25 protein-coding genes are annotated in these 24650 nt (G+C 66.1%); 9 read left to right on the top strand and 16 right to left on the bottom strand.

Annotated features, from left to right (window positions below):
- Positions 1-9: 9 nt before the first annotated feature.
- The gene (locus DA1_RS01620) at positions 10-999 is read right to left on the bottom strand and encodes a tRNA dihydrouridine synthase (protein ID WP_034396600.1); all 990 of its coding nucleotides are present in this window, start codon (positions 997-999) and stop codon (positions 10-12) included.
- A gap of 225 nt (positions 1000-1224) precedes the next feature.
- Between DA1_RS01620 and DA1_RS01615 the strand changes: the two genes are divergently transcribed.
- Positions 1225-1767: a hypothetical protein gene (locus DA1_RS01615; protein ID WP_034396601.1), complete on the top strand. Its 543-nt coding sequence runs from the start codon at positions 1225-1227 to the stop codon at positions 1765-1767.
- Between the two features lie 28 nt (positions 1768-1795).
- Here the strand turns inward: DA1_RS01615 and DA1_RS01610 are convergent, their stop codons facing one another.
- From DA1_RS01610 to DA1_RS01585, 6 genes are all read right to left on the bottom strand, one after another.
- A complete protein-coding gene (locus tag DA1_RS01610; protein WP_034396603.1) occupies positions 1796-3007 on the bottom strand; it encodes a methyltransferase in 1212 nt (403 codons plus the stop codon).
- A gap of 45 nt (positions 3008-3052) precedes the next feature.
- Positions 3053-3574: a GNAT family N-acetyltransferase gene (locus tag DA1_RS01605; protein WP_012207003.1), complete on the bottom strand. Its 522-nt coding sequence runs from the start codon at positions 3572-3574 to the stop codon at positions 3053-3055.
- Positions 3575-3831: 257 nt separating this feature from the next.
- Positions 3832-5328 carry a coniferyl aldehyde dehydrogenase gene (locus DA1_RS01600; protein ID WP_080736955.1) on the bottom strand — a complete coding sequence of 499 codons (1497 nt, stop codon included), beginning with the start codon at positions 5326-5328 and terminating at the stop codon, positions 3832-3834.
- Positions 5329-5458: 130 nt separating this feature from the next.
- A complete protein-coding gene (locus DA1_RS01595; RefSeq protein ID WP_012207005.1) occupies positions 5459-5812 on the bottom strand; it encodes a hypothetical protein in 354 nt (117 codons plus the stop codon).
- 30 nt (positions 5813-5842) lie between these two features.
- Positions 5843-8455 (bottom strand): ATP-dependent chaperone ClpB, encoded by a 2613-nt coding sequence (clpB, locus tag DA1_RS01590; protein ID WP_034396613.1) that lies wholly within the window; start codon positions 8453-8455, stop codon positions 5843-5845.
- Between the two features lie 133 nt (positions 8456-8588).
- On the bottom strand, positions 8589-9497 hold the full coding sequence (locus DA1_RS01585) for an AraC family transcriptional regulator (RefSeq protein ID WP_034396615.1): 909 nt from the start codon (positions 9495-9497) through the stop codon (positions 8589-8591).
- Positions 9498-9601: 104 nt separating this feature from the next.
- Here DA1_RS01585 and DA1_RS01580 point away from each other — a divergent pair, with 104 nt between their 5' ends.
- On the top strand, positions 9602-10492 hold the full coding sequence (locus DA1_RS01580) for a DMT family transporter (protein ID WP_230590929.1): 891 nt from the start codon (positions 9602-9604) through the stop codon (positions 10490-10492).
- Positions 10493-10504: 12 nt separating this feature from the next.
- Here DA1_RS01580 and DA1_RS01575 read toward each other — a convergent pair whose 3' ends face one another.
- Entirely contained in the window at positions 10505-10966 is a 462-nt protein-coding gene (locus DA1_RS01575) for a molybdenum cofactor biosynthesis protein MoaE (RefSeq protein ID WP_034396618.1), read from the bottom strand.
- A gap of 96 nt (positions 10967-11062) precedes the next feature.
- On the opposite strand from DA1_RS01575, the gene DA1_RS01570 reads away from it, so the two are divergent.
- From DA1_RS01570 to dapA, 3 genes are all read left to right on the top strand, one after another.
- Positions 11063-11317 (top strand): hypothetical protein, encoded by a 255-nt coding sequence (locus DA1_RS01570; protein WP_012207010.1) that lies wholly within the window; start codon positions 11063-11065, stop codon positions 11315-11317.
- Positions 11318-11324: 7 nt separating this feature from the next.
- Positions 11325-11669, top strand: a complete 345-nt coding sequence (locus DA1_RS01565; protein ID WP_013801035.1) for a hypothetical protein — start codon at positions 11325-11327, stop codon at positions 11667-11669.
- Between the two features lie 284 nt (positions 11670-11953).
- On the top strand, positions 11954-12889 hold the full coding sequence (gene dapA / locus DA1_RS01560) for a 4-hydroxy-tetrahydrodipicolinate synthase (RefSeq protein WP_034396621.1): 936 nt from the start codon (positions 11954-11956) through the stop codon (positions 12887-12889).
- On the opposite strand, the gene DA1_RS01555 is transcribed toward dapA, so the two are convergent.
- The 7 genes from DA1_RS01555 to DA1_RS01525 all read right to left on the bottom strand — a co-directional run bounded on the left by DA1_RS01555 (position 12835) and on the right by DA1_RS01525 (position 19567).
- The gene (locus DA1_RS01555; RefSeq protein WP_016447744.1) at positions 12835-13188 is read right to left on the bottom strand and encodes a recombinase family protein; all 354 of its coding nucleotides are present in this window, start codon (positions 13186-13188) and stop codon (positions 12835-12837) included. The two genes, dapA and DA1_RS01555, sit on opposite strands and share 55 nt — an antisense overlap.
- Before the next feature lie 5 nt (positions 13189-13193).
- Positions 13194-13457, bottom strand: coding sequence for a molybdopterin converting factor subunit 1 (gene moaD / locus DA1_RS01550; protein WP_034396626.1), 264 nt, complete (start codon positions 13455-13457; stop codon positions 13194-13196).
- Positions 13454-14689, bottom strand: a complete 1236-nt coding sequence (locus DA1_RS01545; protein ID WP_034396634.1) for a molybdopterin molybdotransferase MoeA — start codon at positions 14687-14689, stop codon at positions 13454-13456. The genes moaD and DA1_RS01545 overlap by 4 nt, the downstream gene beginning before the upstream one ends.
- A gap of 9 nt (positions 14690-14698) precedes the next feature.
- Entirely contained in the window at positions 14699-15259 is a 561-nt protein-coding gene (gene mobB, locus DA1_RS01540; RefSeq protein WP_034396637.1) for a molybdopterin-guanine dinucleotide biosynthesis protein B, read from the bottom strand.
- A gap of 46 nt (positions 15260-15305) precedes the next feature.
- On the bottom strand, positions 15306-16733 hold the full coding sequence (gene thrC, locus DA1_RS01535; protein ID WP_034396639.1) for a threonine synthase: 1428 nt from the start codon (positions 16731-16733) through the stop codon (positions 15306-15308).
- A 140-nt stretch (positions 16734-16873) separates the two neighbouring features.
- Positions 16874-18223: a homoserine dehydrogenase gene (locus DA1_RS01530; RefSeq protein WP_012207018.1), complete on the bottom strand. Its 1350-nt coding sequence runs from the start codon at positions 18221-18223 to the stop codon at positions 16874-16876.
- Positions 18224-18331: 108 nt separating this feature from the next.
- The gene (locus DA1_RS01525) at positions 18332-19567 is read right to left on the bottom strand and encodes a pyridoxal phosphate-dependent aminotransferase (protein ID WP_013801028.1); all 1236 of its coding nucleotides are present in this window, start codon (positions 19565-19567) and stop codon (positions 18332-18334) included.
- Between the two features lie 170 nt (positions 19568-19737).
- Here DA1_RS01525 and DA1_RS01520 point away from each other — a divergent pair, with 170 nt between their 5' ends.
- The 4 genes from DA1_RS01520 to DA1_RS01505 all read left to right on the top strand — a co-directional run bounded on the left by DA1_RS01520 (position 19738) and on the right by DA1_RS01505 (position 23120).
- Positions 19738-20106, top strand: coding sequence for an Mth938-like domain-containing protein (locus tag DA1_RS01520; RefSeq protein ID WP_012207020.1), 369 nt, complete (start codon positions 19738-19740; stop codon positions 20104-20106).
- 138 nt (positions 20107-20244) lie between these two features.
- On the top strand, positions 20245-20730 hold the full coding sequence (locus DA1_RS01515; protein WP_013801026.1) for a peroxiredoxin: 486 nt from the start codon (positions 20245-20247) through the stop codon (positions 20728-20730).
- A gap of 176 nt (positions 20731-20906) precedes the next feature.
- Complete coding sequence (locus DA1_RS01510) at positions 20907-22718, top strand: PhoH family protein (RefSeq protein ID WP_034396643.1); 1812 nt, start codon at positions 20907-20909, stop codon at positions 22716-22718.
- A gap of 3 nt (positions 22719-22721) precedes the next feature.
- On the top strand, positions 22722-23120 hold the full coding sequence (locus DA1_RS01505) for a hypothetical protein (protein ID WP_013801024.1): 399 nt from the start codon (positions 22722-22724) through the stop codon (positions 23118-23120).
- Positions 23121-23193: 73 nt separating this feature from the next.
- Here the strand turns inward: DA1_RS01505 and dnaB are convergent, their stop codons facing one another.
- On the bottom strand, positions 23194-24627 hold the full coding sequence (gene dnaB / locus DA1_RS01500) for a replicative DNA helicase (protein WP_012207024.1): 1434 nt from the start codon (positions 24625-24627) through the stop codon (positions 23194-23196).
- Between the last annotated feature and the right edge of the window lie 23 nt (positions 24628-24650).

Raw genomic sequence — 24650 nt, 5'->3', positions numbered from 1 at the left:
CCGATCGCGCTAAAGCCCGGCCCACTCCTGGCGCCGCGCCAGCGCTTGCACCCACAGCGTGATCTCGCGCTGGTCAGTCTGCGTGCGCACTTCCTGGTAGGCCTGCTCGGCTTCGGGGAAGCGGCGGCGCAGCAGGTTCAGCCATTGCTTGAGGCGGCCTGCGCGCTGGCGCGGCTCCAGATCCTTGCAGACCATGTCCCAGAAACGCTGGACCTGCGGCACCAGATCGCTCCAGAACACCTGTGCTGCAACATGTTCTGCTGGCATCTGCCCGCCTTCCACGGCAGCGCGAATGGCCAGCGCCAAGCCTGGGTCGGCAACGATTCCCCGGCCCAGCATCAGATCGCCGCAGCCCGATTGCTCGCGGCAGCGCAGCGCATCCTCCACCGTCCAGATCTCGCCATTGGCCACCACGGGCACGGTCACGGACTCGCGGATGCGCGGGATCATGTCCCAGTAGGCAGGCGGACGGTAGCCGTCGAGCTTGGTGCGGGCGTGGACGACGATTTCGCAGGCGCCACCGGCCTGCATGGCCTGGGCGCATTCGGTCATCAGTGTCGTGTCGTTGAAACCCAGGCGCATCTTGGCCGACACAGGCATGGCCGCCGGCACGGCAGCACGCACGGCACCCACCACGCGCGCGATCTGCTCCGGGTCCTGCAGCAGCGCAGCACCGCCGCCATGGCGGTTGACCACTTTGGCGGGGCAGCCGAAGTTCAGATCGATGCCTTCCGGACCCAGGCGCGCCAGATTGGCCGCATTGGCCGCCATGCTGTCCGGGTCCGAGCCCAGCAGCTGCGCACGCACAGGGACACCTGCCAGCGTCCGGCTGCCGTTGTTGAGCTCCGGCATGGTGCGCAGGAACACCTTGTCGGGCAGCACGGTCCCCGTGACGCGGATGAACTCCGAGACACAGCGGTCTGCGCCACCCACGCGCGTGAGCACATCGCGCAGCACGAAATCAAGCAAGCCCTCCATGGGCGCCAGCAACAGTCTCATCACCTATGTCGCGAGGCCTGCGCCCCGTCTTCCTGTTACAGATCAAACAATATTTCTGCGACCGGCATCGGCCGCCAGCCCCTGGAAATCAGCGCCCGCCCATGCGATGGCAGGCGATTGTGCGCTTGCCGCAGAACACCGGTCGGACCAGTTGTCATGGCTTCTTCACGCCACGGTCATTCATGTAACGTGCAATCGGGGCTTGTCGGACTCCCTGCCCCCACCATGCTGCTGCAAAAAACCGCCAAGGCCCTTGAAGAGCTGCAGCCCGGCCGCCGCAGCCTGCCGCTGCGCGAGCGCTCGGTGCTGCTGATGGCCGATGGCCGCACCGAGGAGCAGTTGCAGCAGGTCCTGGGTGCACAGGCCGGTGAACTGATCGAGCAACTGATCGCCAGCGGCCACCTGCAGCGCCTGGCTGGCCAAGCCGCCGAATCATCACCCCCGGCTCATGCTCAGGCCCCCTCCATGGCACCGGCCGCTGCGAAGGAATCCAGCCCGCCCGGCACCGCTGCCACGCTGAATCTTGCCGGCACACGCATGTACCTGTTCGATATGTGCGAGCGCATGTTCGCCAACCGCCATGAGGACAAGGCCCAGGTGCTGCGCCATCTGCTGCGCGAGGCGCGCGATCTTGAGGCACTGCAGGCCGCCGCCCTGCAGTTGCTGCAGACCGTGCAGGAACATGCGGGCGACGAGCGCGCCGATGCCCTGCGCGAGCGCCTGCGGCATCTGCTGCCCCAGGAGGCAGCGACGGCACAGGGCGCCTAGACGAAACGAAGGGTGGACGCGCGCGCGATCAGCGCGGCGCCAGGCGCCACAGCGAGGTGAGCTCGGCGGCGCGTGCCGCGTGCAGCGGATCGGTGGAGTCCGCAGCCTTTCCATGGCGCGGGCGGATGTCCTCGCGGCCCAGGACCTGCAGGCCTGCGGCATCGATCCAGCCCAGCAGTTCCTCGCGCGAGCGCAACTGCAGGTGCTCGGCCAGATCCGACAGGATCAGCCAGCCTTCGCCGCCCGGCAGCAGATGTGCAGCAAGGCCCTCGACAAAACCGCGCAGCATGCGGCTGCCTTCGTCATAGACGGCCTGCTCCAGCAAGGAGCTGGCCTTGCCCGGCAGCCACGGTGGATTGCAGACCACCAAGGCGGCCCGGCCTTCAGGGAACAGGTCGGCCTTGCGCAGGCTCACGCGCTGCGCCAGACCCAGCCGCTGCAGGTTGTCCTGCGCACAGGCCAGTGCCCGGTCGCTCAGGTCGGTGGCCACCACCTGTCGCACGCCACGGTGCAGCAAGAGAGCGGAAAGCACACCCGTGCCCGTGCCGATATCCCAGACGGCGGCATCGGCCTGCTGGGCCACGGCGGGCAGGGGCGCCTGCGCCACCAGATCCAGGTACTCGCCGCGCACCGGGGAGAACACGCCGTAGTGCGGATGAATGCTGAACTCCGGCATGCCCGGCACGGCCAGGGCCACGCCCTTCTTGCGCCACTCATGTGCGCCCAGGGCACCCAGCAGTTCACGCAGGGGAACGATCACGCTGTGCGGACCCTGGTCGGCGGGAATCTCGCCCCAGGCTTCGCGACAGGCTTCGCTCCAGTCCGGTGCGCGGCGCAGGGCACAGTGCCAGCGGGTATCGAGCTCGATCATCACGCTGGACAGGATGCGCGCACGCTGCGCCAGTGCCTGGCGGTGCAGGTGGAAGGCGTGGGGAAAGACCGGCTTGGCGTCTTCCTTGCCGGCGCGGCGCTGGCGCGCCTTGGCGGAAGTCTCACGTGCGGGCTTGTCAAGGCGGCGGCCCAGGGCCGACAGCAACTGCCGGGCATTCTGGAAATCGCCGCGCCACAGCATGGCCTGGCCTTCGCAGGCCAGGCGGTAGGCGCTGTCGGCGGCCAGGCTGTCGTCAGCGATGACGATGCGGCGCGGTGCGGTCATGGTGCTGTCCGCGCGCCACAGGGCAACCTGGGTGGCCTCGTGCTCCTGCCACTGCAGCAGGGACCAGTTCTGGGAAGAGGACAAGGCCTGCTGCTCCGTGAGTGATGGGTGGATGGTTTGGCGAATCGATCAGTTCAGTGCGCGCTTGAGCCGCACTTCCTCGATCTTGAGAGCGCCGACCTGGGCCGTCTTGGCGGTGGACATTTCGCGCTTGAAGCCGGCGAGCTCATGGAAGCGCAGCGCGCGTTCATTGCGCAGCGGCACCCACGAGGTGACATTGGTGCAGCCTTCTTCGAGCAGGCCGTCGCGTGCGGCGTCCCACAGGGCCACGCCCACACCCTGATTCCAGTGCGTGGGAGCGGCATAGATGGCCCAAATTTCACCGGTGGTCTGGCGCGACTTTTCATCGCGCGAGCGGTCGAAACCGACGAAGCCGACGATCTTGTCGCCGTCGATGGCAACCTGAACCTGGGGTTCGCAAAATTCGATGGCTTCGCGCCAATAGGCCTGGCGTTTTTCTACCGACGACATGCTCTTGAGCTGGTCATCGGGAACCAGACCGCGATAAGCCTCCATGGCGGAAGCAGTATGGATCTGGGCAATCGCTTTTGCATCGCGGAGAGTGGCTGGACGAACCTGGATACTAGACATGGAAAAACCGAAACGAAAACAGGTGAAAATAGAAGGGCGTGATTTTCACAGGAATCGCGCTTTTTGCGTGCGTTGCGGCTCTTAGCCATGCACGCAAGTACGGCTGTGCTCGTTTTCTTGCCCTCGGCATTGGGATGTGCTATGTGCTCTCCAAAAAAGAGCAGCTGGCGCACGCGACACAAGGCTTGGCAAGGAATCAGTTGACAATTTCTCACGATGCAGGCAAGCCCGGCAACGGCGAGAAATCACCCCCTCGCTCACAGCCAGCGGCGCATCAACTCCATGATGCGGTCGAACCTTGCGCCGTAGGGCGGATACAGCATCGAAGCCCCCGACCAGCGCGACTGCACGAACACCGCCTTCTGATGGCTCAGCCGTGCAAAGCCCTGCTCCGAATGGTAGGCACCCCAGCCGCTGTCGCCCACGCCGCCGAAGGGCAGGTTCTCGTGTGCGAAGTGCAGCAGGGTGTCGTTGACCGTCACCCCGCCGCTGATGGTGCGTGACAGCACGGCATCACGCACTTTCTCATCGCGGCCGAACCAGTACAGCGCCAGCGGCCTGGGCCCCGCATTGATGGCCGAGACCACGTCATCCAGCCTGTCGTAGCTGATCACGGGCAGGATGGGGCCGAAGATCTCCTCCTGCATGAGCTGCATCTGGCTGGTGGCATTGAAGACCAGGGCCGGCGCCATCTGGCGCTCCACGGCATCGCCCCAGGCCATGTCGGCGCTCTCCTGGCCGGCTCCGCCATCCTCCATCCACTCGACATGCGCCCCCATGCCCTGGGCCTGGCGCAGCATCTGCCGCAGGCGTGCGAGGTGGCGCTTGGTGAGGATGGCCGCATAGTCCGGATTGCCGGCAAAGCGCGGAAACAGCCGCCGCGCCGCGGTGCGAAAGGCCTCGGCAAACTCCGCCTCCTGCCCGCGCGGCAGCAGCACGTAGTCGGGGGCGATGCAGGTCTGGCCCGCATTGACGAGCTTGCCATGCGCGATCTTGAGCGCGGCCTCCTTCAGGTCGCAGTCGGTGGAGATGATGCAGGGCGACTTGCCACCGAGCTCCAGCGTCGTCGGCGTCAGGTGCGCCGCCGCCGCCTGCGCCACGCGACGGCCCACGGCAGTCGAGCCGGTGAACAGCAGATGGTCGAAGTGCAGGCCCGAGAACTGCGTGGCGATGCTCACATCGCCTTCGATGACGGCGAATTCCTCGGGCGCGAAAAACTGCCCCACCAGCGCCGCCAGCTGGGCCGATGTGTGCGGCGTGAGTTCGCTGGGCTTGAGCATGACGCGGTTGCCCGCCGCCAGGGCCGTGATGGCCGGCCCCAGCGCCAGCTGCACCGGATAGTTCCACGGGGAAATCACCCCCACCACGCCCAGCGGCTGGCGCTCTATCCATCCCCGGCCGGGCATGAGCATCAGCGGCGTTCGCACCCGCTGGCGCCCCGACCAGCGCGCCAGATGGCGCAGCGTGTGCTTGAGCAGGTTGCGCAGCACGAACAGCTCCACCATCTCGGTCAGCCGCGGCGAGCGCATGCCGAAGTCGGCCTGCACGGCGGCGGCCAGCACGGGGCCGTGCTCGTCCAGCAGCTTTTGCATGCGCAGCAGGCGTTCGCGGCGTACCAGCAGGGGCACGTCCACCTGCGCCCGGCTGGCCTGGTACTGAAGGTCGAAGACGCGGTGGAGATCCAGCTGGGTCATAGGCTCAATGGTAAGAAGACACTTGCATGCGCCGCATTCCAAGGATGCGTCGCGGCACATGTTGGCATGCAGCGGCAGGAAAAAAAAGGGAGCCTTGCACGGGCTCCCGAGGGTTTCAGACTATACGGGCCGCCACGCGCGGCCTGGGCACGAAGATGCGCAGGCCGCGTAAAGGCTGCAGCAAGACGCTTCAGGGCTCGCGCACTTCACGGGGCTGAACGTCGGTCACCTCGCCCGCACCCGGCAGTACGCCGGCACCGGCGCGGCGGCCACCGCCCTCGGCAGCGCCATAGGCGCGCTGCGGACGCTGTGCCATCCACTCGGAGCCGGAGCGGTACACGGTCTGCCATCCCGCCCGCGGGCTCATGCGCATGGCCCAGGGCATCACCGGCTGGCCGGTGAGCCTGGCCCACAGCGCTCTCACGGCCCAGACCAGGGCCAGCAGCGCCGCGGCGGTCAGCAGGCTGACAAAGAAGACCAAGCCCACAAGCATCAGCAGGATGCGAACGGCCCAGCGGGTCAGGGTGGCGACAAAATCGTTCAAAGCAAAGCCTTTCTTGGCTGGCCCGGTGCGTCAGGCGGGGTCTGCCGCATCGAACCGGAATACGCCCGGCTCCTGTACCGGGTCCACATGTACCGCAATCGTGCTCTTGGGCGGGAAGCGCCCTTCGAGCAGCAGTTTCGACAGCGGATTCTCGATCCGCTGCTGTATCGCGCGCTTGAGCGGCCGGGCCCCGAAAACGGGATCGAAGCCCACCTTGGCCAGTTCGGCCAGTGCCTGGTCGGACACCTGCAGCGCAAGGTCCATTTTCTCCAAACGTCGCTCCAGCAGCTTGAGCTGAATCCTTGCGATCGACTCGATATTCTTCGCGTCGAGCGCGTGGAAGACCACGGTTTCGTCGATGCGGTTGAGGAATTCGGGTCGGAAATGGTTCTTGAGTTCCCCCCAGACCGCATCTTTCACATCATCGTAATCCTCGCCGACCATGGCCTGGATCAGCAAAGAGCCTATGTTGCTCGTCATCACGATGACCGTGTTCTTGAAGTCCACGGTGCGGCCCTGGCCATCGGTCAGGCGGCCATCGTCCAGCACCTGCAGCAGCACGTTGAACACGTCGGGATGGGCCTTTTCCACCTCATCGAGCAGCAGCACGCTGTAGGGCTTGCGGCGCACGGCCTCGGTCAGGTAACCGCCTTCCTCGTAGCCCACGTAGCCCGGCGGCGCACCAATCAGGCGGGCCACGGAATGCTTTTCCATGAACTCGCTCATGTCGATGCGCACCAGATGGTCCTCGCTGTCGAACAGGAAGCCGGCCAGCGCCTTGCACAGCTCGGTCTTGCCCACGCCCGTGGGGCCCAGGAACAGGAAGGAACCGGTAGGCCGGTTGGGATCGGACAGGCCCGAGCGCGAGCGGCGAATGGCATTGGCCACGGCCGAGATGGCCTCGTCCTGGCCGACGACGCGGTCATGCAGACGGTCTTCCATGCGCAGCAGCTTGTCCTTCTCGCCCTGCATCATCTTGGCCACGGGAATGCCCGTGGCACGGCTGACCACTTCGGCAATTTCCTCGGCGCCCACATGGGTGCGAAGCAGCCTGTGGGCGGGCGCGCCGCCCTGCCCCTGCTCGTTGGCCTGGGCTTCGTTGAGCTGCTTTTCCAGCGAGGGCAGCTTGCCGTACTGCAGCTCGGCCACCTTGTTGAAGTCGCCCTTGCGCTTGAGCTCCTCGATCTGGATGCGGATCTGGTCGATCTCCTTGCGGATCTGCTCGGAGCCCTGGGCGCTGGCCTTCTCGCTCTTCCAGACCTCTTCCAGGTCGGCGTACTCGCGCTCCAGGCTGCCGAGCTCCTCCTCGATCAGTTGCAGGCGCTTTTGCGAGGCCTCGTCCTTTTCCTTCTTCATGGCCTCGCGCTCGATCTTGAGCTGGATCATGCGGCGCTCGAGCTTGTCCATGACCTCGGGCTTGGAGTCGATCTCGATCTTGATCTTGGCCGCGGCCTCGTCGATCAGGTCGATGGCCTTGTCGGGCAGGAAGCGGTCGGTGATGTAGCGGTGGCTCAGCTCGGCCGCAGCCACGATGGCCGGGTCGGTGATGTCCACGCCATGGTGGGCCTCGTAGCGCACCTGCAGTCCGCGCAGGATGGCGATGGTGTCCTCCACGGAAGGCTCTTCGACCAGCACCTTCTGGAAGCGCCGCTCCAGCGCCGCATCCTTTTCGATGTACTTGCGGTATTCATCGAGCGTGGTCGCGCCGATGCAGTGCAGCTCGCCGCGCGCCAGGGCCGGCTTGAGCATGTTGCCCGCGTCCATGGCGCCGTCGGCCTTGCCGGCGCCGACCATGGTGTGGATCTCGTCGATGAACAGGATGATGCGGCCCTCTTCCTGGGCCACTTCCTTGAGCACGGACTTCAGGCGTTCCTCGAAGTCGCCACGGTATTTGGCGCCGGCCAGCAGGCCCGCCATGTCCAGCGACAGCACGCGCTTGTTCTTGAGGCTTTCGGGCACCTCGCCGGCCACGATGCGCTGGGCCAGGCCCTCGACGATGGCGGTCTTGCCCACGCCGGGCTCGCCGATGAGCACGGGGTTGTTCTTGCTGCGGCGCTGCAGCACCTGGATGGAGCGGCGGATTTCGTCGTCACGCCCGATCACCGGATCGAGCTTGCCGATGCGCGCGCGCTCGGTCAGGTCCATGGTGTATTTCTTGAGGGCCTCGCGCTGGCCTTCACCTTCGGCGCTGTCCATGGTCTGGCCGCCGCGCACGGCGTTGATGGCCGACTCCAGGCTGGAGCGCGTCACGCCGCTTTCCTTGAGCAGTTGGCCTGCGCGCGTGGAAGAGCCGCTGCTGTCGGTCAGCGCCAGCAGGAACAGCTCGCTGGCAATGAACTGGTCGCCGCGCTTGAGGGCTTCCTTCTCGGTCGCCTGCAGCAGCCGGCCCAGCTCGGAGCCGACCTGCACCTGGTCCTGGTGCTGCACGCGCGGCAGATCAGCCAGGGCCTTCTCGGCCGCGGCCTGCAGCTGGCCCACGTTGGCGCCGGCGCGCTGCAAGAGCGAGCGCGGACCATCGTCCTGGCGCAGCAGCGCCACGAGCAGGTGCAGGGGTTCGATATTGGATTGGTCACCGCCCAGGGCCAGCGTTTGCGCGTCGGCCAGGGCTTCCTGGAACTTGGTTGTCAGTTTGTCGATTCGCATGGTGTTTCTTTTCGCTCCTGAAACAGGGTCATTGCGATTTATCTGATACCGGCAGGGCAAATTTCAAGCCATGCCCGGCCTGCAAGGACAGACGCTTGCGCCAGATCAAGGCCGGCGAGGCCGGCCATCCTTCTCAAGCATTGCGCTGAAAGATCGAGAACTGCGTAGGCGTAACGCCCAAATGCGCCCGGAAGCTGCGCACCAGGTGGCTGGCGCCGGAAAAGCCGCAATCCAGTGCCAGCTCGGCCAGCGGCGGCACGTTGCGCGCAGACAGGGCGCGCCGTGCCCGGGCCAGGCGCTGCTGCAGCACCCATTCGTGCACCGTGCAGCCCATGCTCTGGCGGAACATGCGTGCGAAATGGAATTCGGAGAGGCAGGCCTGTCTCGCCAGTGCCGGCAGCGACACGGCCTTGGAGTCATGCAGATGCGCCTCGACATGGGCCAGCACCCTGCGCCGCATGGCCGCAGAAAGCCCACCCAGCGGCCGCTGCAGCGCCTGCAGCTGGCGCGGCGTGGCGGACTGCAGCACCAGCCGGTCCACCAGCTGCTGGCCAATGGCATCGGCCGCCAGTTGCTGCTGGGGGTCCTGCCAGTCCAGCTGCATCAGCGCACGGGCACCGGCGTGGAAGGCCTGATCATCCCCGTAGATCTGCGCACGCAAGGTGCGCGAGCGGGGCTCGGCATCCAGCATGCGGACCACGCGCCCGGCCCAGGCCAGGTCGGACACATACAGGTGCAGGAACTGCACGGGCGAGCGCACCAGCCAGTGCGATTCGTCCTCTGGCGTGAAGATGCAGATGCGCCCCGGCGCCCCCATGGCCTCGGGCCGCGCCTTGAGCTGCGAGCCCTCGCCCCCGGCCAGGTAGACCGACAGCGTGTGGTGACCGGGCTGGCAGTAGCACACCTCGTCGTCCACATTGGCCCAGACGGCCAGCTCCACCCCCTCGCTCAGGCGCACGCGCCGCTGCAGCCGGGCCTTGGAGCGTGACAGCACCTGGCACAGGTGGCTGGAGGGCAGCTCGGGCAGCGGCGTGGGCGTCATGGCAGCGATTGTGGTCCCGCAGCCATACCGACGCATGGCGCCAGGCCATCAAACCGCAGGAATCTGCCATGCCCGCCCAGCCTGCGGCGCCATCATCACCGGCCATGACTGCCACCCTCTATGCCCTGGTCGTGCTGATCTGGGGTTCGACCTGGATCGCCCTGAAGCTGCAGCTGGGCGCCGTCCCCGTGGAGCTGTCCATTGCCTACCGCTTTGCGCTGGCCGCCGTGCTGATGTTCGCCTGGCTGGCCTGGTCGCGGCAGCTGCGCGTGCCCCGCGGCCCGGCGCTGCCGCGCGTGCTGGGGCAAGGTCTGTGCCTGTTCAGCTTCAACTTCGTGTGCTTCATGCATGCCAGCGAAACGCTGGCCAGCGGCCTGGCCGCCGTGGTGTTCTCCAGCGCCAATCTCTGGAACGCGCTGCTGGCGCGCATCATCCACGGCCGCAGGCTGGCGCCCCATGTGCTGGCCGGCAGCCTCTTCGGCCTTGCAGGCCTGGTGGCGCTGTTCTGGCCCGAGCTGCGCGCAGGCCGGCATGCCAGCCTGCCTGGTCTGGCCTGGGCGGTGCTGGGCACGCTGTGCTTTTCCTGCGGGAACATGCTGTCGGCTTCGCTGCAGTCCATGGGCTGGCGGCCGGCCCAGACCAATGCCTGGGGCATGCTGGCCGGCACGCTGCTGCTGACCGGCTATGCGCTGGTGGCGGGCCTGCCCTGGCGCTTCGATGCCAGCTGGACCTATGTGGGCTCCTGGCTGTACCTGGCCATTCCAGGCTCGGTGATTGCGTTCACGGCCTACCTGACCTTGGTGGGCCGGCTGGGCCCGGAGAAGGCGGCCTATGCGACGGTGCTGTTCCCCATTGTTGCGCTCAGCATCTCGGCGCTTTTCGAGGGCTATGTCTGGACGCCGCTGGCCGTGGGCGGGCTGCTGCTGGTGATGTTCGGAAACCTGCTGGTGTTCCGCCCGCCGCAATGGTTGCGGGGCGCTGCGCTCAAGGCCTGAAGGCGCGCCGCCTCACTGGCGCCAGCGCGCCAGCGCCTCTTCGTCGCTGACGCGCGCATCCACCCAGCGCGCGCCCTCGGGCGTCTGTTCCTTCTTCCAGAAAGGCGCCAGCGACTTGAGGTAGTCCATGATGTATTCGCAGGCCTGAAAAGCCATGCCCCGGTGCGATGCGGTGACGGCCACGAGCACGATCTGGTCCAGGGGCTGCAGCGGACCGATGCGGTGGATGACGCGCGCGCCATGGATGCCAAAGCGCTGGACCGCCTCGTCGATGATGGCCTCGATGGATTTCTCGGTCATGCCCGGGTAGTGCTCCAGCTCCATGCTGGCCACGGCGGCGCCTTCATTGCGGTCACGCACCGTGCCTATGAAGCTGCAGACCGCGCCCACGCGCGCATCGCCGCCGCGCAGGGCGGCGAGTTCGGCCGATACGTCGAAATCCTCGGTCTGGATGGATACACGGGCTGCTTGCATGCCCGCATTGTCGCAGGGCGGCGGCGCGCCAGGGTGTGATGAACGCGGTAGCATTGCCCTCCCCCGCCGCCGGCCTTTTGCTGCAGCGGGCCATGCATGGCCACACTCACGATCACCACCCCCGAATACACGCTCTACCCGTCGCCGCGCAACGAGCAGCGCGTGGTCTACGAGCATCAGCTGTTCGTGTCCCATCCCTACACCATCATCCATCTGCCCGACTACAACTTTCGCGGCAAGGCCACGCTGTTCGCAGCCCACCGCCTGGCCGACGGCAAGATGGGCCAGCTCGTGAGCTGCGAGCTGGCCGAGGACCTTGCTCGCTTCGAACGCCTGTTCGAACCCGATTGAGGCGCGCATGGACGAGACCAGCCAGATACAGCCACCGCCGAGCTTTGCCGCCCTGTATGCCGACCGGCACGGCCGGCTCAAGGCATCGATTGCAGACGTGGTCGGGCGCTATGAACTGTGCGAGGACCTGGCCAGCCACCTGGTCGAGCAGGCGCAGACGCTCTATCACTCCGGCAACTCCTCGGAGCAAGGCGTGCTGCTGGGCATGCACGCGGGCCTGGCGGCCGAGGGCTCCATCGTCAGCCCTGGCGAGGCGCGCTGGATCGTGCAGCGTCTGGCCGAGCTGCTGGAGTGGCAGGCACCGTTGCTGCCCGATGCATCCCCCCCTCCCGGCGCCGAAGGCGCAGCCTGAAGGCCACCACCCAGGCGCTCAGGCGCGCTACACTGCGCGCCATGCCTGCAATCTTTGCCTTCCCCACATGCCACGGTGATGCCGTGCGCCTGTGCCTGGGCAAAGCCTGCAAACCCCAGCTCGTCTGACCGGAGCTGAGGTTCCGTCCAGATGAGCGACGGAACCGGCCCGGCAGCCTCCATCTCCCCTTCCCGCATCCCTTCAGGCGCCTGCCTTTCCGCCCTCGGTCTGGCTGGTGGCTGCGTCCGGTCGTTCATTGTTTGAATCACCCGAAGGGATCTTCCATGTCTTTGCCTTCCACCACCTCGCCGCAAGCCCGATTCCAGGGGCTGTGGCTTCCGCTGGTCACGCCCTTTCTTCCTGGAGATGAGGCAGCGGTGGACCATGGGGCGCTGCGCGCCCTTGTGCAGCACTACAACGCCAGCGGCATCGCCGGCTACGTGGCCTGCGGCTCGACCGCCGAGGCCGCCGCGCTGAGCGAAGCGGAGCACGATGCCGCCCTGTCCACCATCCTCTCAGCGGCCCAGGGCATGCCCGTGGTCATGGGCGTTTCGGACTGCCACCTGGGGCATGCGCTGGCCCGTGTTCGGGCACTGAACGCCCTGCCGCTGGCCGGCATTCTGGTGCCCGCGCCGCATTACATACGCCCGTCGCAGGCAGGCCTGCTGCAGTGGTTCACGGCGATTGCCGAGCGCAGCGCACACCCGGTCATCGTCTACGACATTCCCTACCGCACCGGCGTGGTGCTGGAGCTGGCCACGCTGCGCGCGCTCGCCGCCCATGAGCGCATCGTGGCCATCAAGGATTGCGGGGGCGATGCCGCCAAGACCCAGGCGCTGATCGCCGATGGGCAGCTGCAGGTGCTGGCCGGCGAAGACGCGCAGATCTTTTCCACGCTGGCCCTGGGCGGTGCGGGAGCGATTGCTGCCAGCGCGCACGCGCATACACGGCACTTCGTTGAGTTGATGCAATGCCTGGAGCGTGGCGACCTGCCCGCTGCCCGTGCGCTGTGGCAGCCGCTGCAGCCGCACATCGCCGCCTGCTTTGCCGAGCCCAATCCCGCACCCATCAAGGCCTTGCTGGCGCAGCAGGGCCGAATGCGGGCAACGCTGCGGGCGCCCATGCAGCCGGCATCGGCCGCGCTGGCGCAGCGGCTGGCCGGGATTCAGCTGCCGCTGCTGCCGTCTGCAGACGGTGTTGCCGAGCGCAGGTCGGCATAGCGGTTCAGGATGCGTTGCACCTGACCGTGCGTCCACTCGCCGCCCCGGGCCGCGGCAATGCCGCGGGCATTGAGTTCGGCGGCCATGGCGCGGTGCGTCAGGCCGCGCGCCTGCAGTTCGGCGAACAGCGCCTCATGCTGCTGGGCGAAGGCATCGGCCGTGGATTTGCGCTTTTCCACGGTGGCGCGCAGGTTGTCTGCGCCTGCGCGGCCCAGTTGCACGCCGCGCGCCTTGGCTTCGGACAGGGCCTTGCGCGTGCGCGCACTGATGGCCTGGTCCACGGGCTTGTCGGTGGTCATTTGGGTCAACCTCCGGTCACGGGAGGGAAGAAAGCCACCTCGTCCCCCTGGCGAATGGCGGCACCGGCATCGCACAGGACCTGGTTCAGCGCCATGCGCACGGCCTTGCCCGGGGCCAGCGCTTCGGCGGCTGCACCGCCACGCGCAATCAGTTCCTCACGCAGCGCGCCCACGGTGGCTGCCTCGGTGGACAGGGTTTCGCTGCCCGTGCCCAGGGCTTCGCGGATGGAGGCGAAATAGCGCACGGTGATGGTGATGGCCTGGCTCATGACAGCAGCTCCGAAAAGGCGATGAAGCGCACCCGGTCGCCCGGCGCAATGGCCTGGCCCGGCGGGTTGTCCACCACGCCATCGCCCCAGGCCGCCGAGGTCAGCACGCCCGAACTCTGGTTGCGGAACAGCTCCAGCCCGCCGCTGTCGTTGTAGCGCACGCGCAGGAATTCGCGGCGCTTGTCCCCGCGCGGCCAATGGAAGTCGGCGCGCACCTCGACCGAGCGCGGCAGCGCCTGCTGCACGCCCTGCAGGCGCAGCACGAAGGGGCGTACCAGCAAAAGGAAGGTGACGAAGCTGGAGACCGGGTTGCCGGGCAGGCCGATGAAGTGGGCAAGGCCTTCGTCCTCGCGGTTCACGCGGCCATAGGCGAAGGGCTTGCCAGGCTTGACGGCGATCTGCCAGAGGTCGAGCTGGCCCAGCGCCTGCACGGCGGGCTTGACATGGTCTTCTTCGCCGACAGACACCCCGCCGCTGGTCAGGATCAGGTCATGCGCGCGGGCCGCCTCGCGCAAAGCATCCACAGTGGCTTCGCGCCGGTCGGGGACGATGCCGAAGTCGGTGACCTCGCAGCCCATGCGCTGCAGCAGGGCGCGAAGGAAGAATCGGTTGCTGTTGTAGATGCTGCCGGGCGGCATCTGCTCGGGCGCCACGGTGCCCGGCATGACCAGCTCGTCGCCTGTGGAGAACAGGGCCACGCGCGGCTTGCGTGCCACGCGCAAAGAGGCCAGGCCAATGCTGGCCGCCAGCCCCAGCTCGGCCGGCGACAGGCGCGTGCCGGCCGCGATGACGGTGGCGCCGCGCCGGATGTCTTCGCCAGAGCGGCGTATCCATTGCCCGGCCTCGGGCCGCGCCTTGATGCGCACGCGACCGTCTTCCAGGACTTCGCAGTCTTCCTGCATGACGATGGCATCGGCACCTTCGGGCACCGGAGCGCCCGTGAAGATGCGCGCCACCGTGCCCACGGCCAGCGGCTGGCCCATGGCGCCTGCGGGGATGCGCTGCGAGACGGGCAGCTCGGCATTGCCCTGGGTGCATTCGGCGCTGCGCACGGCGTAGCCGTCCATGGCACTGTTGTCCTGGGGCGGCACTTGCAGCGGAGAGACGGCATCGGCCAGCAGCACACGGCCATCGGCATCGAAGCTGTCCACGGTGTCATCGCCGGCCAGCGGCAGTGCCTGGGCCAGCAATTCGGCCAGCGCTTCGTCAAGGGGCTTGAGCGGGGCTCGCATGGTGTTTTCCTAATTTCGAGGGAGGCCTGGGGCACGGTAGCGCAGTTGCTGCGCATGCTCCAGCAGCCATTGCAGTATCTGCCCTGGCGCATTGAGATCGAGCACGGGCTGGCGCGGCGGCTCTGGCAGGCGCTGCGGTGCGTCGGTGGCAATGGCCAGCACATGGGGGTCGTGCGGATACAGGGGCGCCTGGGTCTTGCCGGCGCTGGCGCGCTCGGGCTGATCGCGCCAGATCTCTATCTTGGGCAGGTCGGCGTGCTTGAAGCCTTCGACCAGCACCCAATCCACGCGCGGATCGAGTTCGGCCAGCATGTCGTGCACCGACAGCTCCGTGGGACGGGGGAATTCGCGCATCAGCGCCAGACGGCGATCCGAGGCCAGCACCACTTCATAGGCGCCCGCCTTGCGGTGGCGCCAGCTGTCCTTGCCCTCGTGATCGACATCGAAATGGTGGTGGGCATGCTTGACCACCGAAACGCTGAGCCCCTGCGCACGCATCAGCGTGATCAGGGGCTCCACCAGGCTGGTCTTGCCCGAGCCCGAGTAGCCGGCGAAGCCTATGACCTTCATCGCCATGCACTCCTGCTGCGGACCTTTGGGCAGCCCGGCTGCGGCATCAGTCGCAATGCCGGGCGATATAGGCCTTGACCTGCTCGGCATCGGCCGGCAAGTCGGTCACGCGCTTGGGCAGGTCCTCGATGCCTTCGAACTTGGCCGGGCGATCGGGCAGGCGGCCCAGCGCCTCCTCGATGGTGGCGGCGAACTTAATGGGCAGTGCCGTCTCCAGCACGATCATGGGCACGCCGGCCTGCAGCTGCTCGCGCGCCACCTTGACGCCGTCGGCCGTGTGCGTGTCGATCATGGTGCCGAAGCGCTCGAAGGTATCGCGGATGGTGGCCAGGCGGTCGGCATGCGTGCTCTTGCCGCTGACGAAGCCGTAGCGGGCAGCAGCTTCCTGGAACAGCGGATTGCCGCCCAGGTCGAAGCGGCCCTGGCGTGCCACGCCCTCGGCGAACAATTCGCGCGTGGCCTGGCCATCGCGGCCCAGCAGGTCGAACACGAAGCGCTCGAAGTTGCTGGCCTTGGAGATGTCCATCGAGGGGCTCGATGTCTCGTAGGTGTGCTCGCTGCCGCGCACCACGTAGGCGCCCGTGCGGAAGAACTCGTCGAGCACATCGTTCTCGTTGGTCGCCACCACCAGGCGTGCGATCGGCAGGCGCATCTGGCGCGCCACGTGGCCGGCGCAGATGTTGCCGAAGTTGCCGCTGGGCACCGTGAAGCTGACCTTCTGGTCATTGCTCTGCGTGGCCTGCAGGTAACCGGCGAAGTAGTAGACGACCTGGGCCAGCAGGCGGGCCCAGTTGATCGAGTTGACCGTGCCGATCTTGTACTTCGCCTTAAAGGCGTGGTCGTTGGAGACGGCCTTGACGATGTCCTGGCAGTCGTCGAACACGCCCTCGATGGCGATGTTGTGGATGTTGGCGTCCTGCAGGCTGAACATCTGGGCCTGCTGGAAGGGGCTCATGCGGCCGCGCGGGCTGGTCATGAACACGCGCACGCCCTTTTTGCCGCGCATGGCGTACTCGGCCGCGCTGCCGGTGTCACCGCTGGTAGCGCCCAGGATGTTGAGTTCCTCGCCACGGCGGCCCAGTTCGTACTCGAACAGGTTGCCCAGCAGCTGCATGGCCATGTCCTTGAAGGCCAGCGTGGGGCCGTTGGACAGGGCTTCGAGCCACAGGCCGTCTTCCAGCTGGCGCAGCGGCGTGATCTCGGCCGTGCCGAACACCTGCTGCGTATAGGTCTTGGCGCACAGGGCGCGCAGATCCTCGGCCGGGATGTCGTCGATGTACAGGCTCAGGATCTCGAAGGCCAGGGCAGCGTAGCCCTGCTCCTTGTAGATGCTGCGCAGCTCGCCCAAGCGGGCGGCATCGATCTGCGGATAGTGCTCGGGCAGGTACAGCCCCCCATCGGGCGCCAGGCCCTCGAGCAGGATGTCGCAAAAGCGCTTGCGGTCCGCGTGGCCGCGCGTGGAAAGATAAAGCATGTCGCTTCCTCGTCAGTATTCTGTGAGACGGGGCGCGGCCGATGCCAGGGATGCCGAGCAAGGGCCGCCCCGCAGCGAGGGCGTCGTCCCCCTCCCGCGTGCGAGAGAGGGGGAAGCGGCGCAGCCGCTCAGGGGGTGTCTTAGTTCAACTCTTCCTTGCGGATGCGGTTGATAGGGGCCAGCACCGTGGGCAGTTGCTGGATCTGGGCCAGGGCCGTGTCCATATCGCCTTCACGCGTGGCATGGGTCAGGATGATCAGGTCGGTCTGCGGCACGCCCTGGCTGCCTTCGCTGTCGCCGCTCACTTCGCCGGCCTCTCGCTGCAGCAGGGCGTCGATGCTGATGCCCATGCCCGCGAGGATGCTGGTGATCTTGGCCAGCACACCGGCTTCGTCGGCCACGCGGATGCGCAGGTAGTAGCTGGTGACCACCTCGCTCATGGGCAGCACGGGCAGCTCGCCACCTGCGGCGACCAGCGTGTTCGACTGGAAGGCCAGCGGGGGCACGCGGTGCTCGGGATCGGCCGTGTGCAGGCGGGCGATGTCCACCAGATCGGCGATCACGGCGCTGGCCGTGGGCTCGGAGCCCGCGCCCTTGCCGTAGTACAGCGTGGTGCCCACGGCGTCGCCATGCACGACGACGGCGTTCATCGCGCCTTCCACGTTCGCGATCAGGCGCTTGGTCGGCACCAGGCTGGGGTGCACGCGCAGCTCGATACCCTTGTCCGTGCGCTTGGTGATGCCCAGCAGCTTGATGCGGTAGCCCAGTTGCTCGGCGTACTTGATGTCGGCCGCAGACAGCTTGGTGATGCCTTCCACATGCGCCTTGTCGAACTGCACGGGAATGCCGAAGGCGATGGCGCTCATCAGCGTGACCTTGTGGGCGGCGTCCACGCCTTCGATGTCGAAGGTCGGGTCGGCTTCGGCATAGCCCAGGCGCTGGGCTTCCTTGAGCACCACATCGAAGTCCAGGCCCTTGTCGCGCATTTCGGACAGGATGAAGTTGGTCGTGCCGTTGATGATGCCGGCCACCCACTGGATCTGGTTGGCCGTCAGGCCTTCGCGCAGCGCCTTGATGATGGGAATGCCACCGGCCACGGCCGCTTCGTAGGCCACCATCACGCCCTTCTCGGCGGCGGCCTTGAAGATTTCGCTGCCATGCACGGCCAGCAGGGCCTTGTTGGCCGTGACCACATGCTTGCCGGCGGCAATGGCTTCCAGCACCAGGGCCTTGGCAATGCCGTAGCCGCCGATCAGCTCGATCACCACGTCGATCTCGGGGTTAGCGATGATCTCGCGCGCATCGCCGACCACCTTGGCCGTGTCGCCCACGACGGAGCGGGCGCGTTCCGTATCCAGGTCGGCCACCATGGCAATCTCAATACCGCGGCCCGCACGGCGGCGGATCTCTTCCTGATTGCGCTGCAGCACGTTGAAGGTGCCGCTGCCCACGGTGCCAATGCCCAGAAGGCCTACTTGGATCGGTTTCATAAACTACTTGCCAGTCAAAAAACGCTGCGGCGCCCAGAGGGTGCGCGCCGGCAGCCGGTAAAAAGCAATGGCCGGCGGAAGGCCCTCTCCTCCACCGGCCCGCACAGCTCAGCCGCGGTCCGTGCCGTGGCGCTTGCGGTATTTCTCGAGGAACACTGCGAGACGGCGGATGGCCTCACGCAGGTCGGTGTCGTGCGGCAGGAAGACGATGCGGAAATGGTCGGGGTGCGGCCAGTTGAAGCCTGTTCCCTGCACCAGCATGACCTTGGTCTCTTGCAGCACTTCCAGGAAGAACGCCTGGTCATCCTTGATCGGGTAGATCTCGGGGTCCAGGCGCGGGAACATATACAGCGCGGCTTGCGGCTTGACGCAGCTCACGCCGGGGATTTCGGTGATCAGCTTGTGGGCCAGATCGCGCTGCACGCGCAGCCGGCCGCCCTCCTGCACCAGCTCGTCGATGCTCTGGTGGCCGCCCAGCGCCGTCTGCACGGCCCATTGGCCGGGCACATTGGCGCACAGGCGCATGTTGGAGAGCATATTCAGGCCCTCGATATAGTCCCGGGCCGCCTTCTTGTCGCCCGAGACCACCATCCAGCCGGCGCGGTAGCCGCAGCTGCGATAGGCCTTGGACAGCGAGTTGAAGGTCAGCGTCAGCACATCGGTGGACAGGCTGGCGAGCGGCGTGTGCACGACATCGTCGTACAGCACCTTGTCATAGACCTCGTCGGCAAAGATCACCAGCCCATGCTCGCGGGCCAGCGCCACGATGCTTTGCAGCAGCTGCTTGCTGTACAGGGCGCCCGTCGGGTTGTTGGGATTGATGACGACGATGCCCTTGGTGCGCGGCGTGATCTTGGCACGGATGTCGTCCAGGTCGGGCATCCAGCCGTTGGACTCGTCACACATATAGTGCACGGGCGTGCCGCCCGACAGGCTGGTGACGGCGGTCCACAGCGGATAGTCGGGCGCCGGCAGCAGCATCTCGTCGCCGTCGTCCAGCAGCGCGTTCGTGGCCAGGCTGATCAGCTCGGATGCGCCATTGCCCAGGTAGATATCGTCCAGCGTCACGCCCAGGATGCCCTGGCGCTGGGTCTCGTGCATCACGGCCTTGCGCGCCGCGAAGATGCCCTTGCTGTCCGAGTAGCCTGCCGAATTGGGCAGGTTGCGGATCATGTCCTGCTGCACTTCCTCGGGGGCATCGAAGCCGAACACGGCCAGGTTGCCGATATTGAGCTTGATGATCTTCTGCCCGTCCTCTTCCATCTTCTTCGCCGCGTCCATGATGGGCCCGCGGATGTCATAACAGACGTTGGCTAGTTTTGCGGATTTGAGAACGGTTTTCATGCTGAGAATATGAAAGTGGCCGGCGCGGGCTTGCGGCCTTCATGCACGCCAAAGTGCCCCATGCACCCTGGTGAAACCTATAATTTGACCACAGTTCCGCAATGCAGCATCGCCCTGGCCCCGGCCGTGTGGCGGCCACCCCCATCGCGCAGACCGCGCCACCCTCATCCATGAAATTCCACGCCGACAAATCCGAAGCACAGAGCATCACGGGCTATGGCCCCGGCTGGGTCGCCGTGGACAGGGAAAAATTCGAGCACAGCCTGCTGGTAGGCGCCAAGGGCCTGCGCCAGGCCTGGGACTGCGTCCGCTTCGAGGACCTGACGCCCGAGCATTTCGAGGCGCTGTCCCAACTGGATGCCGAGGTCATCATCCTGGGCAGCGGCCAGCGCAACCGCTTCCCGCCGGCGGCCTGGCTGCGCCCCCTCATGGCCCGGCGCATAGGCCTGGAAAGCATGGACACGCAGGCCGCGTGTCGCACCTACAACATCCTTGCCAGCGAAGGCCGTAACGTCGTCGCGGCCCTACTCTTGGAGTAGACTCCTGGCCCCCTGATTGGGTGAAATCCCGTTTTCAGGGTAAAATTGCAGGTTGCGGTTGGGGGCATTTCCGATAAAAGCAAAAACACAAACACGGCCCTCGGCATTTCAACGACTACACCCGAGAGATATAAGCGCATGGCGATCGTTGTCAACAAACCCCTTCCCGAATTTGAAGCCAACGCTACCGGCGGGATCAAGGTGACCAACACCTCCCACACGGGCCAGATTCTGATCCTGTATTTCTACCCAAAGGACAATACGCCTGGCTGTACCACTGAAGCCATGCAGTTCCGCGACAAGTACAAGGACTTCGTGAAAGCTGGTGCCACCGTGTTTGGCGTCTCGCGCGACAACATGAAGTCGCACGACGACTTCAAGGAAAAGCTGGAACTGCCGTTCGAGCTCATCGCCGATACGGAAGAGAAGATGTGCCACATGTTCGGCGTGGTCAAGAACAAGATCATGTACGGCAAGAAGGTGAAGGGCATCGAGCGTTCCACCTTCCTGGTGGGCACCGATGGCCTGCTGGTGCAGGAATGGCGCGGCCTGAAGGTCCCCGGCCACGTTGACGAGGTGCTCAAGGCTGTCAAGACCCTGAAGGCACTGAAGCAGGCCGCCTGATAGCGACAATCTGACAGGCGACAAAGCGCCGGCCGACATATTCAGGCCATCAGCCTATGCATAATGGGACGATGCCTCTTAGCAAAGACGCTTTTCCCTGTCACCCCACCAAAGCCGCCTCGGTTTCCAGGCGGCTTTGTGCTTTTTGATCCCTGTTGAGGAACGGTTCGTCCACTATGCCCCTGCCCCCCGCACCCGGCCGCCGTGCCGCCAAGCTCTCCCCCGAAGCCTTTCTTCCCGTGCGCGGTGCCCAGCACGCAGACCCCCTGCCCGCTGACGATCTTCCCGATGCAGCCGAGGCCGTAGCTGCCGCCGCGACGCGCAAGCGCAAGCCGGCCCCAGCCCCCGCCTCCAACAACACCGCCACAGCTGCAAAGCCCGCACCGGCGCGCGGCCGCAACACCAAGCCCGCATCACCGGCACCGGCTCCTGCGCCCGCGACTGCAGCCCCTGCCAATCGGCAGCGCCGCGCAACCGACAATTCCAAAGCAACGGCAGCGCCATCCAGCGCCCGCTCGGCCAACAGGTCGTCCACAGAAGCCAAGCCGGCAGCACTGCTGGCAGCGCCGGTACGCCCGCGCCGCACGCGCACAGGACCGAAGACGCTGTTCGTGCTCGACACCAACGTGCTGCTGCACGACCCGACCAGCCTGTTCCGCTTCGAGGAACACGACATCTTCCTGCCCATGGTGGTGCTGGAAGAACTCGACGGCCACAAGAAGGGCATGACCGAAGTGGCGCGCAACGGCCGCCAGGTCAGCCGCACGCTGGATTCGCTGGTCGCCTCCCAGCCCTCCGAAACGCTGGACAAGGGCCTGCCGCTGAATGCCACGGGCCAGCGCAGCGCCACGGGCATGCTGTATTTCCAGACGGAACCGCTGGAGACCTCGCTGCCCGACAGCCTGCCCCAGGGCAAGGCGGACAACCAGATCCTGGGCGTGGTCGCCGCTCTGCGCAAGAAGTTCAGCGAGCGCGAAGTCGTGCTGGTGTCCAAGGACATCAACATGCGCGTCAAGGCACGCGCGCTGGGCCTGGCGGCCGAGGACTACCAGAACGACAAGGTACTGGACGACGGCGACCTGCTGTACGCAGGCGCCCTGGCCCTGCCCCAGGACTTCTGGGCCAAGGCGGGCAAGAACGTCGAGAGCTGGCAGGAAGGCGCCATCACCTACTACCGCATCAGCGGTGCCATCGTCGACCAGCTGATGATCAACCAGTTCGTCTACCACGAGGCACCCGGCGAGCCCAGCCTGTTCATGCGCGTGACCGAGATCCGCGACAAGACGGCCGTGCTCAAGACGCTCAAGGACTTCGGCAATCCCAAGTACGCCGTCTGGGGCGTCACGGCACGCAACCGCGAACAGAACTTCGCGATGAACCTGCTGATGAACCCGGACATTGACCTGGTCACGCTGACCGGCACGGCCGGCACCGGCAAGACCCTGCTGGCCCTGGCTGCCGGCCTGTCCCAGGTGCTGGACGATCGCCGCTACACCGAGATCATCATGACGCGCGCCACGGTGAGCGTGGGCGAGGACATCGGCTTCCTGCCCGGCACCGAGGAAGAGAAGATGGGTCCCTGGATGGGCGCCCTCGACGACAACCTCGAATTCCTGGCCAAGGGCGATGGCGGCAATGCCGGCGAATGGGGCCGCGCGGCCACCAATGAGCTGATCCGCAGCCGCATCAAGATCAAGAGCATGAACTTCATGCGCGGCCGCACCTTCCTGAACAAGTACGTCATCATCGACGAGGCCCAGAACCTGACGCCCAAGCAGATGAAGACCCTGATCACGCGCGCCGGCCCCGGCACCAAGATCATCTGCATGGGCAATCTGGCGCAGATCGATACGCCCTACCTGACCGAAGGCTCCTCGGGCCTGACCTACGCCGTGGACCGTTTCAAGGGCTGGCCGCACAGCGGCCACATTACGCTGGCGCGCGGCGAGCGTTCGCGCCTGGCAGACTTCGCCAGCGAGGTGCTCTAAGCCATGGCGATCAGCTGGATCACCGCGTTGAAGCTGGTGCCCTGGGGCGATGTCATCGAGGCCACGCCCCAGGTCGTCAAGGCCGCCAAGAACCTGCTGCGCAAGAAGGACGCTGCGCAGGAGCTCGATGCACAGCATCCTGCGGCCGTCGAGCCGCTGGCACCGCCGCGCTCGGCTGGCGAACAGGCGCTGCAGCTGATCCAGGCCCAGGACGCACGCATCGTGCAACTGGAACAATCCCAGCGCCAGTCGCTGGAATTGATCGAAAAGCTGGCAGAGCAGAACGCCCAGATCGTGGCCACCGTGGGCGCGCTGCGCACGGGCGCCCAGCGGCTGGCCTGGGCATGCGCCATCCTTGGCGTCTGCGTGGCGGGCCTGCTGATCCAGGTCTGGCGCATGTAGATCGCCAACCCCCCAAAGCAAACGGCCCCTCGGGGCCGTTTTTCATTGCGGGCACAAAGCCGGGGTATCCCGGTCAGTACTCGTCGCCGCCACCGTAGCCCACAGCCAGGTTCTCGAAACGCGTCTGGTTCTTCTGGAAGAACACCTTCACCGTTCCCGTGGGACCGTTACGTTGCTTGCCGATGATGACTTCGGCAATGTTCGGCTCCTTGCTGTCCTTGTTGTAGTAGTCATCACGGTAGATGAACATGATGATGTCGGCATCCTGCTCGATGGCACCCGATTCGCGCAGGTCGGACATCATGGGACGCTTGTCGGTGCGCTGCTCCACCGAGCGGTTGAGCTGTGACAGGGCAATCACCGGGCACTGCAGTTCCTTGGCCAGCATTTTCAAGCCCCGCGAAATCTCGCCCAGCTCGGTCGCACGGTTGTCGGAACTGGCGGCCGAGCCCGAGCCACTCATCAGCTGCAAATAGTCCACCACGATCAGGCCCAGCTTGCCGCAGGTGCGCGCCAGGCGCCGCGCATTGGCGCGCAGTTCCGTGGGGGACAGGCCCGGTGTCTCGTCGATGTGCAGGGATACCGTGCGCAGCCGCTCGATGGCTTCCGTCAGGCGCGGCCACTCGTCGTCGTTGAGCTTGCCCGTGCGCAGATTGCCCTGGTTGACGCGGCCGATGGAGCCGACGATACGAACCGCCAGCTGGGCCGCGCCCATTTCCATGGAGAAAATGGCGACCGGCAGGCCCTCGTTGAGCGCCACATGCTCGGCGATATTCACCGCAAACGAGGTCTTGCCCATCGAGGGACGGGCAGCCAGCACCACCAGGTCACCGGCCTGCAAGCCGCTGGTCATGCGGTCCAGATCGACGAAACCCGTGGGCACGCCGGTCACGTCCATGGGGTTGTCGGCCATCTCCTGAACACGGTCCAGCAGGTCCACCACCAGCGTGTCGAGCGACTGGAAGCCCTGCTTGTTGCGCGCACCCTCCTCGCCGATAGCCAGGATCTTCTGCTCGGCCTCGTCCAGAATGCGATCGACCGTCTTGCCCTGCGGATTGAAGGCATTGGTGGCGATGTCGTCGCTGGCGGTCACCAGTTTGCGCAGGATGGAGCGCTCCCGCACGATCTCCGCATAGCGCCGGATGTTGGTGGCGCTGGGCACGTACTGCGCCAGCTGGTTCAGGTACAGCAGCCCGCCGATTTCCTCGGCCTTGCCCATGCTCTGCAAATGCTCGTAGACCGTGATCACATCGGCCGGCTTGCTGCCGTTGATCAGCTTGCCGATGGCCTCGTAGATCAGCTTGTGCTCATGGCGGTAGAAATCACCATCCACCAGCAGATCACCAACACGCTCCCAGGCGTTGTTGTCCAGCAGCAGCCCCCCTAGAACGCTGGACTCGGACTCCATCGAATGCGGCGGCACGCGCAACTGGGCCACCTGCTGGTCGCCAGCAGGCAGCGGTGCGAACGCATCATCGAGATCGAGTGGGGGCATTACGGACGACATGGAATTCCTGGAGATGAGCCCGC

The organism is Delftia acidovorans NBRC 14950, assembly GCF_001598795.1.
GTDB lineage: Bacteria > Pseudomonadota > Gammaproteobacteria > Burkholderiales > Burkholderiaceae_C > Comamonas > Comamonas acidovorans.
The sequence above is the reverse complement of the archived record's forward strand: the minus strand, read 5'-3'. Positions and strand labels throughout refer to the sequence as shown.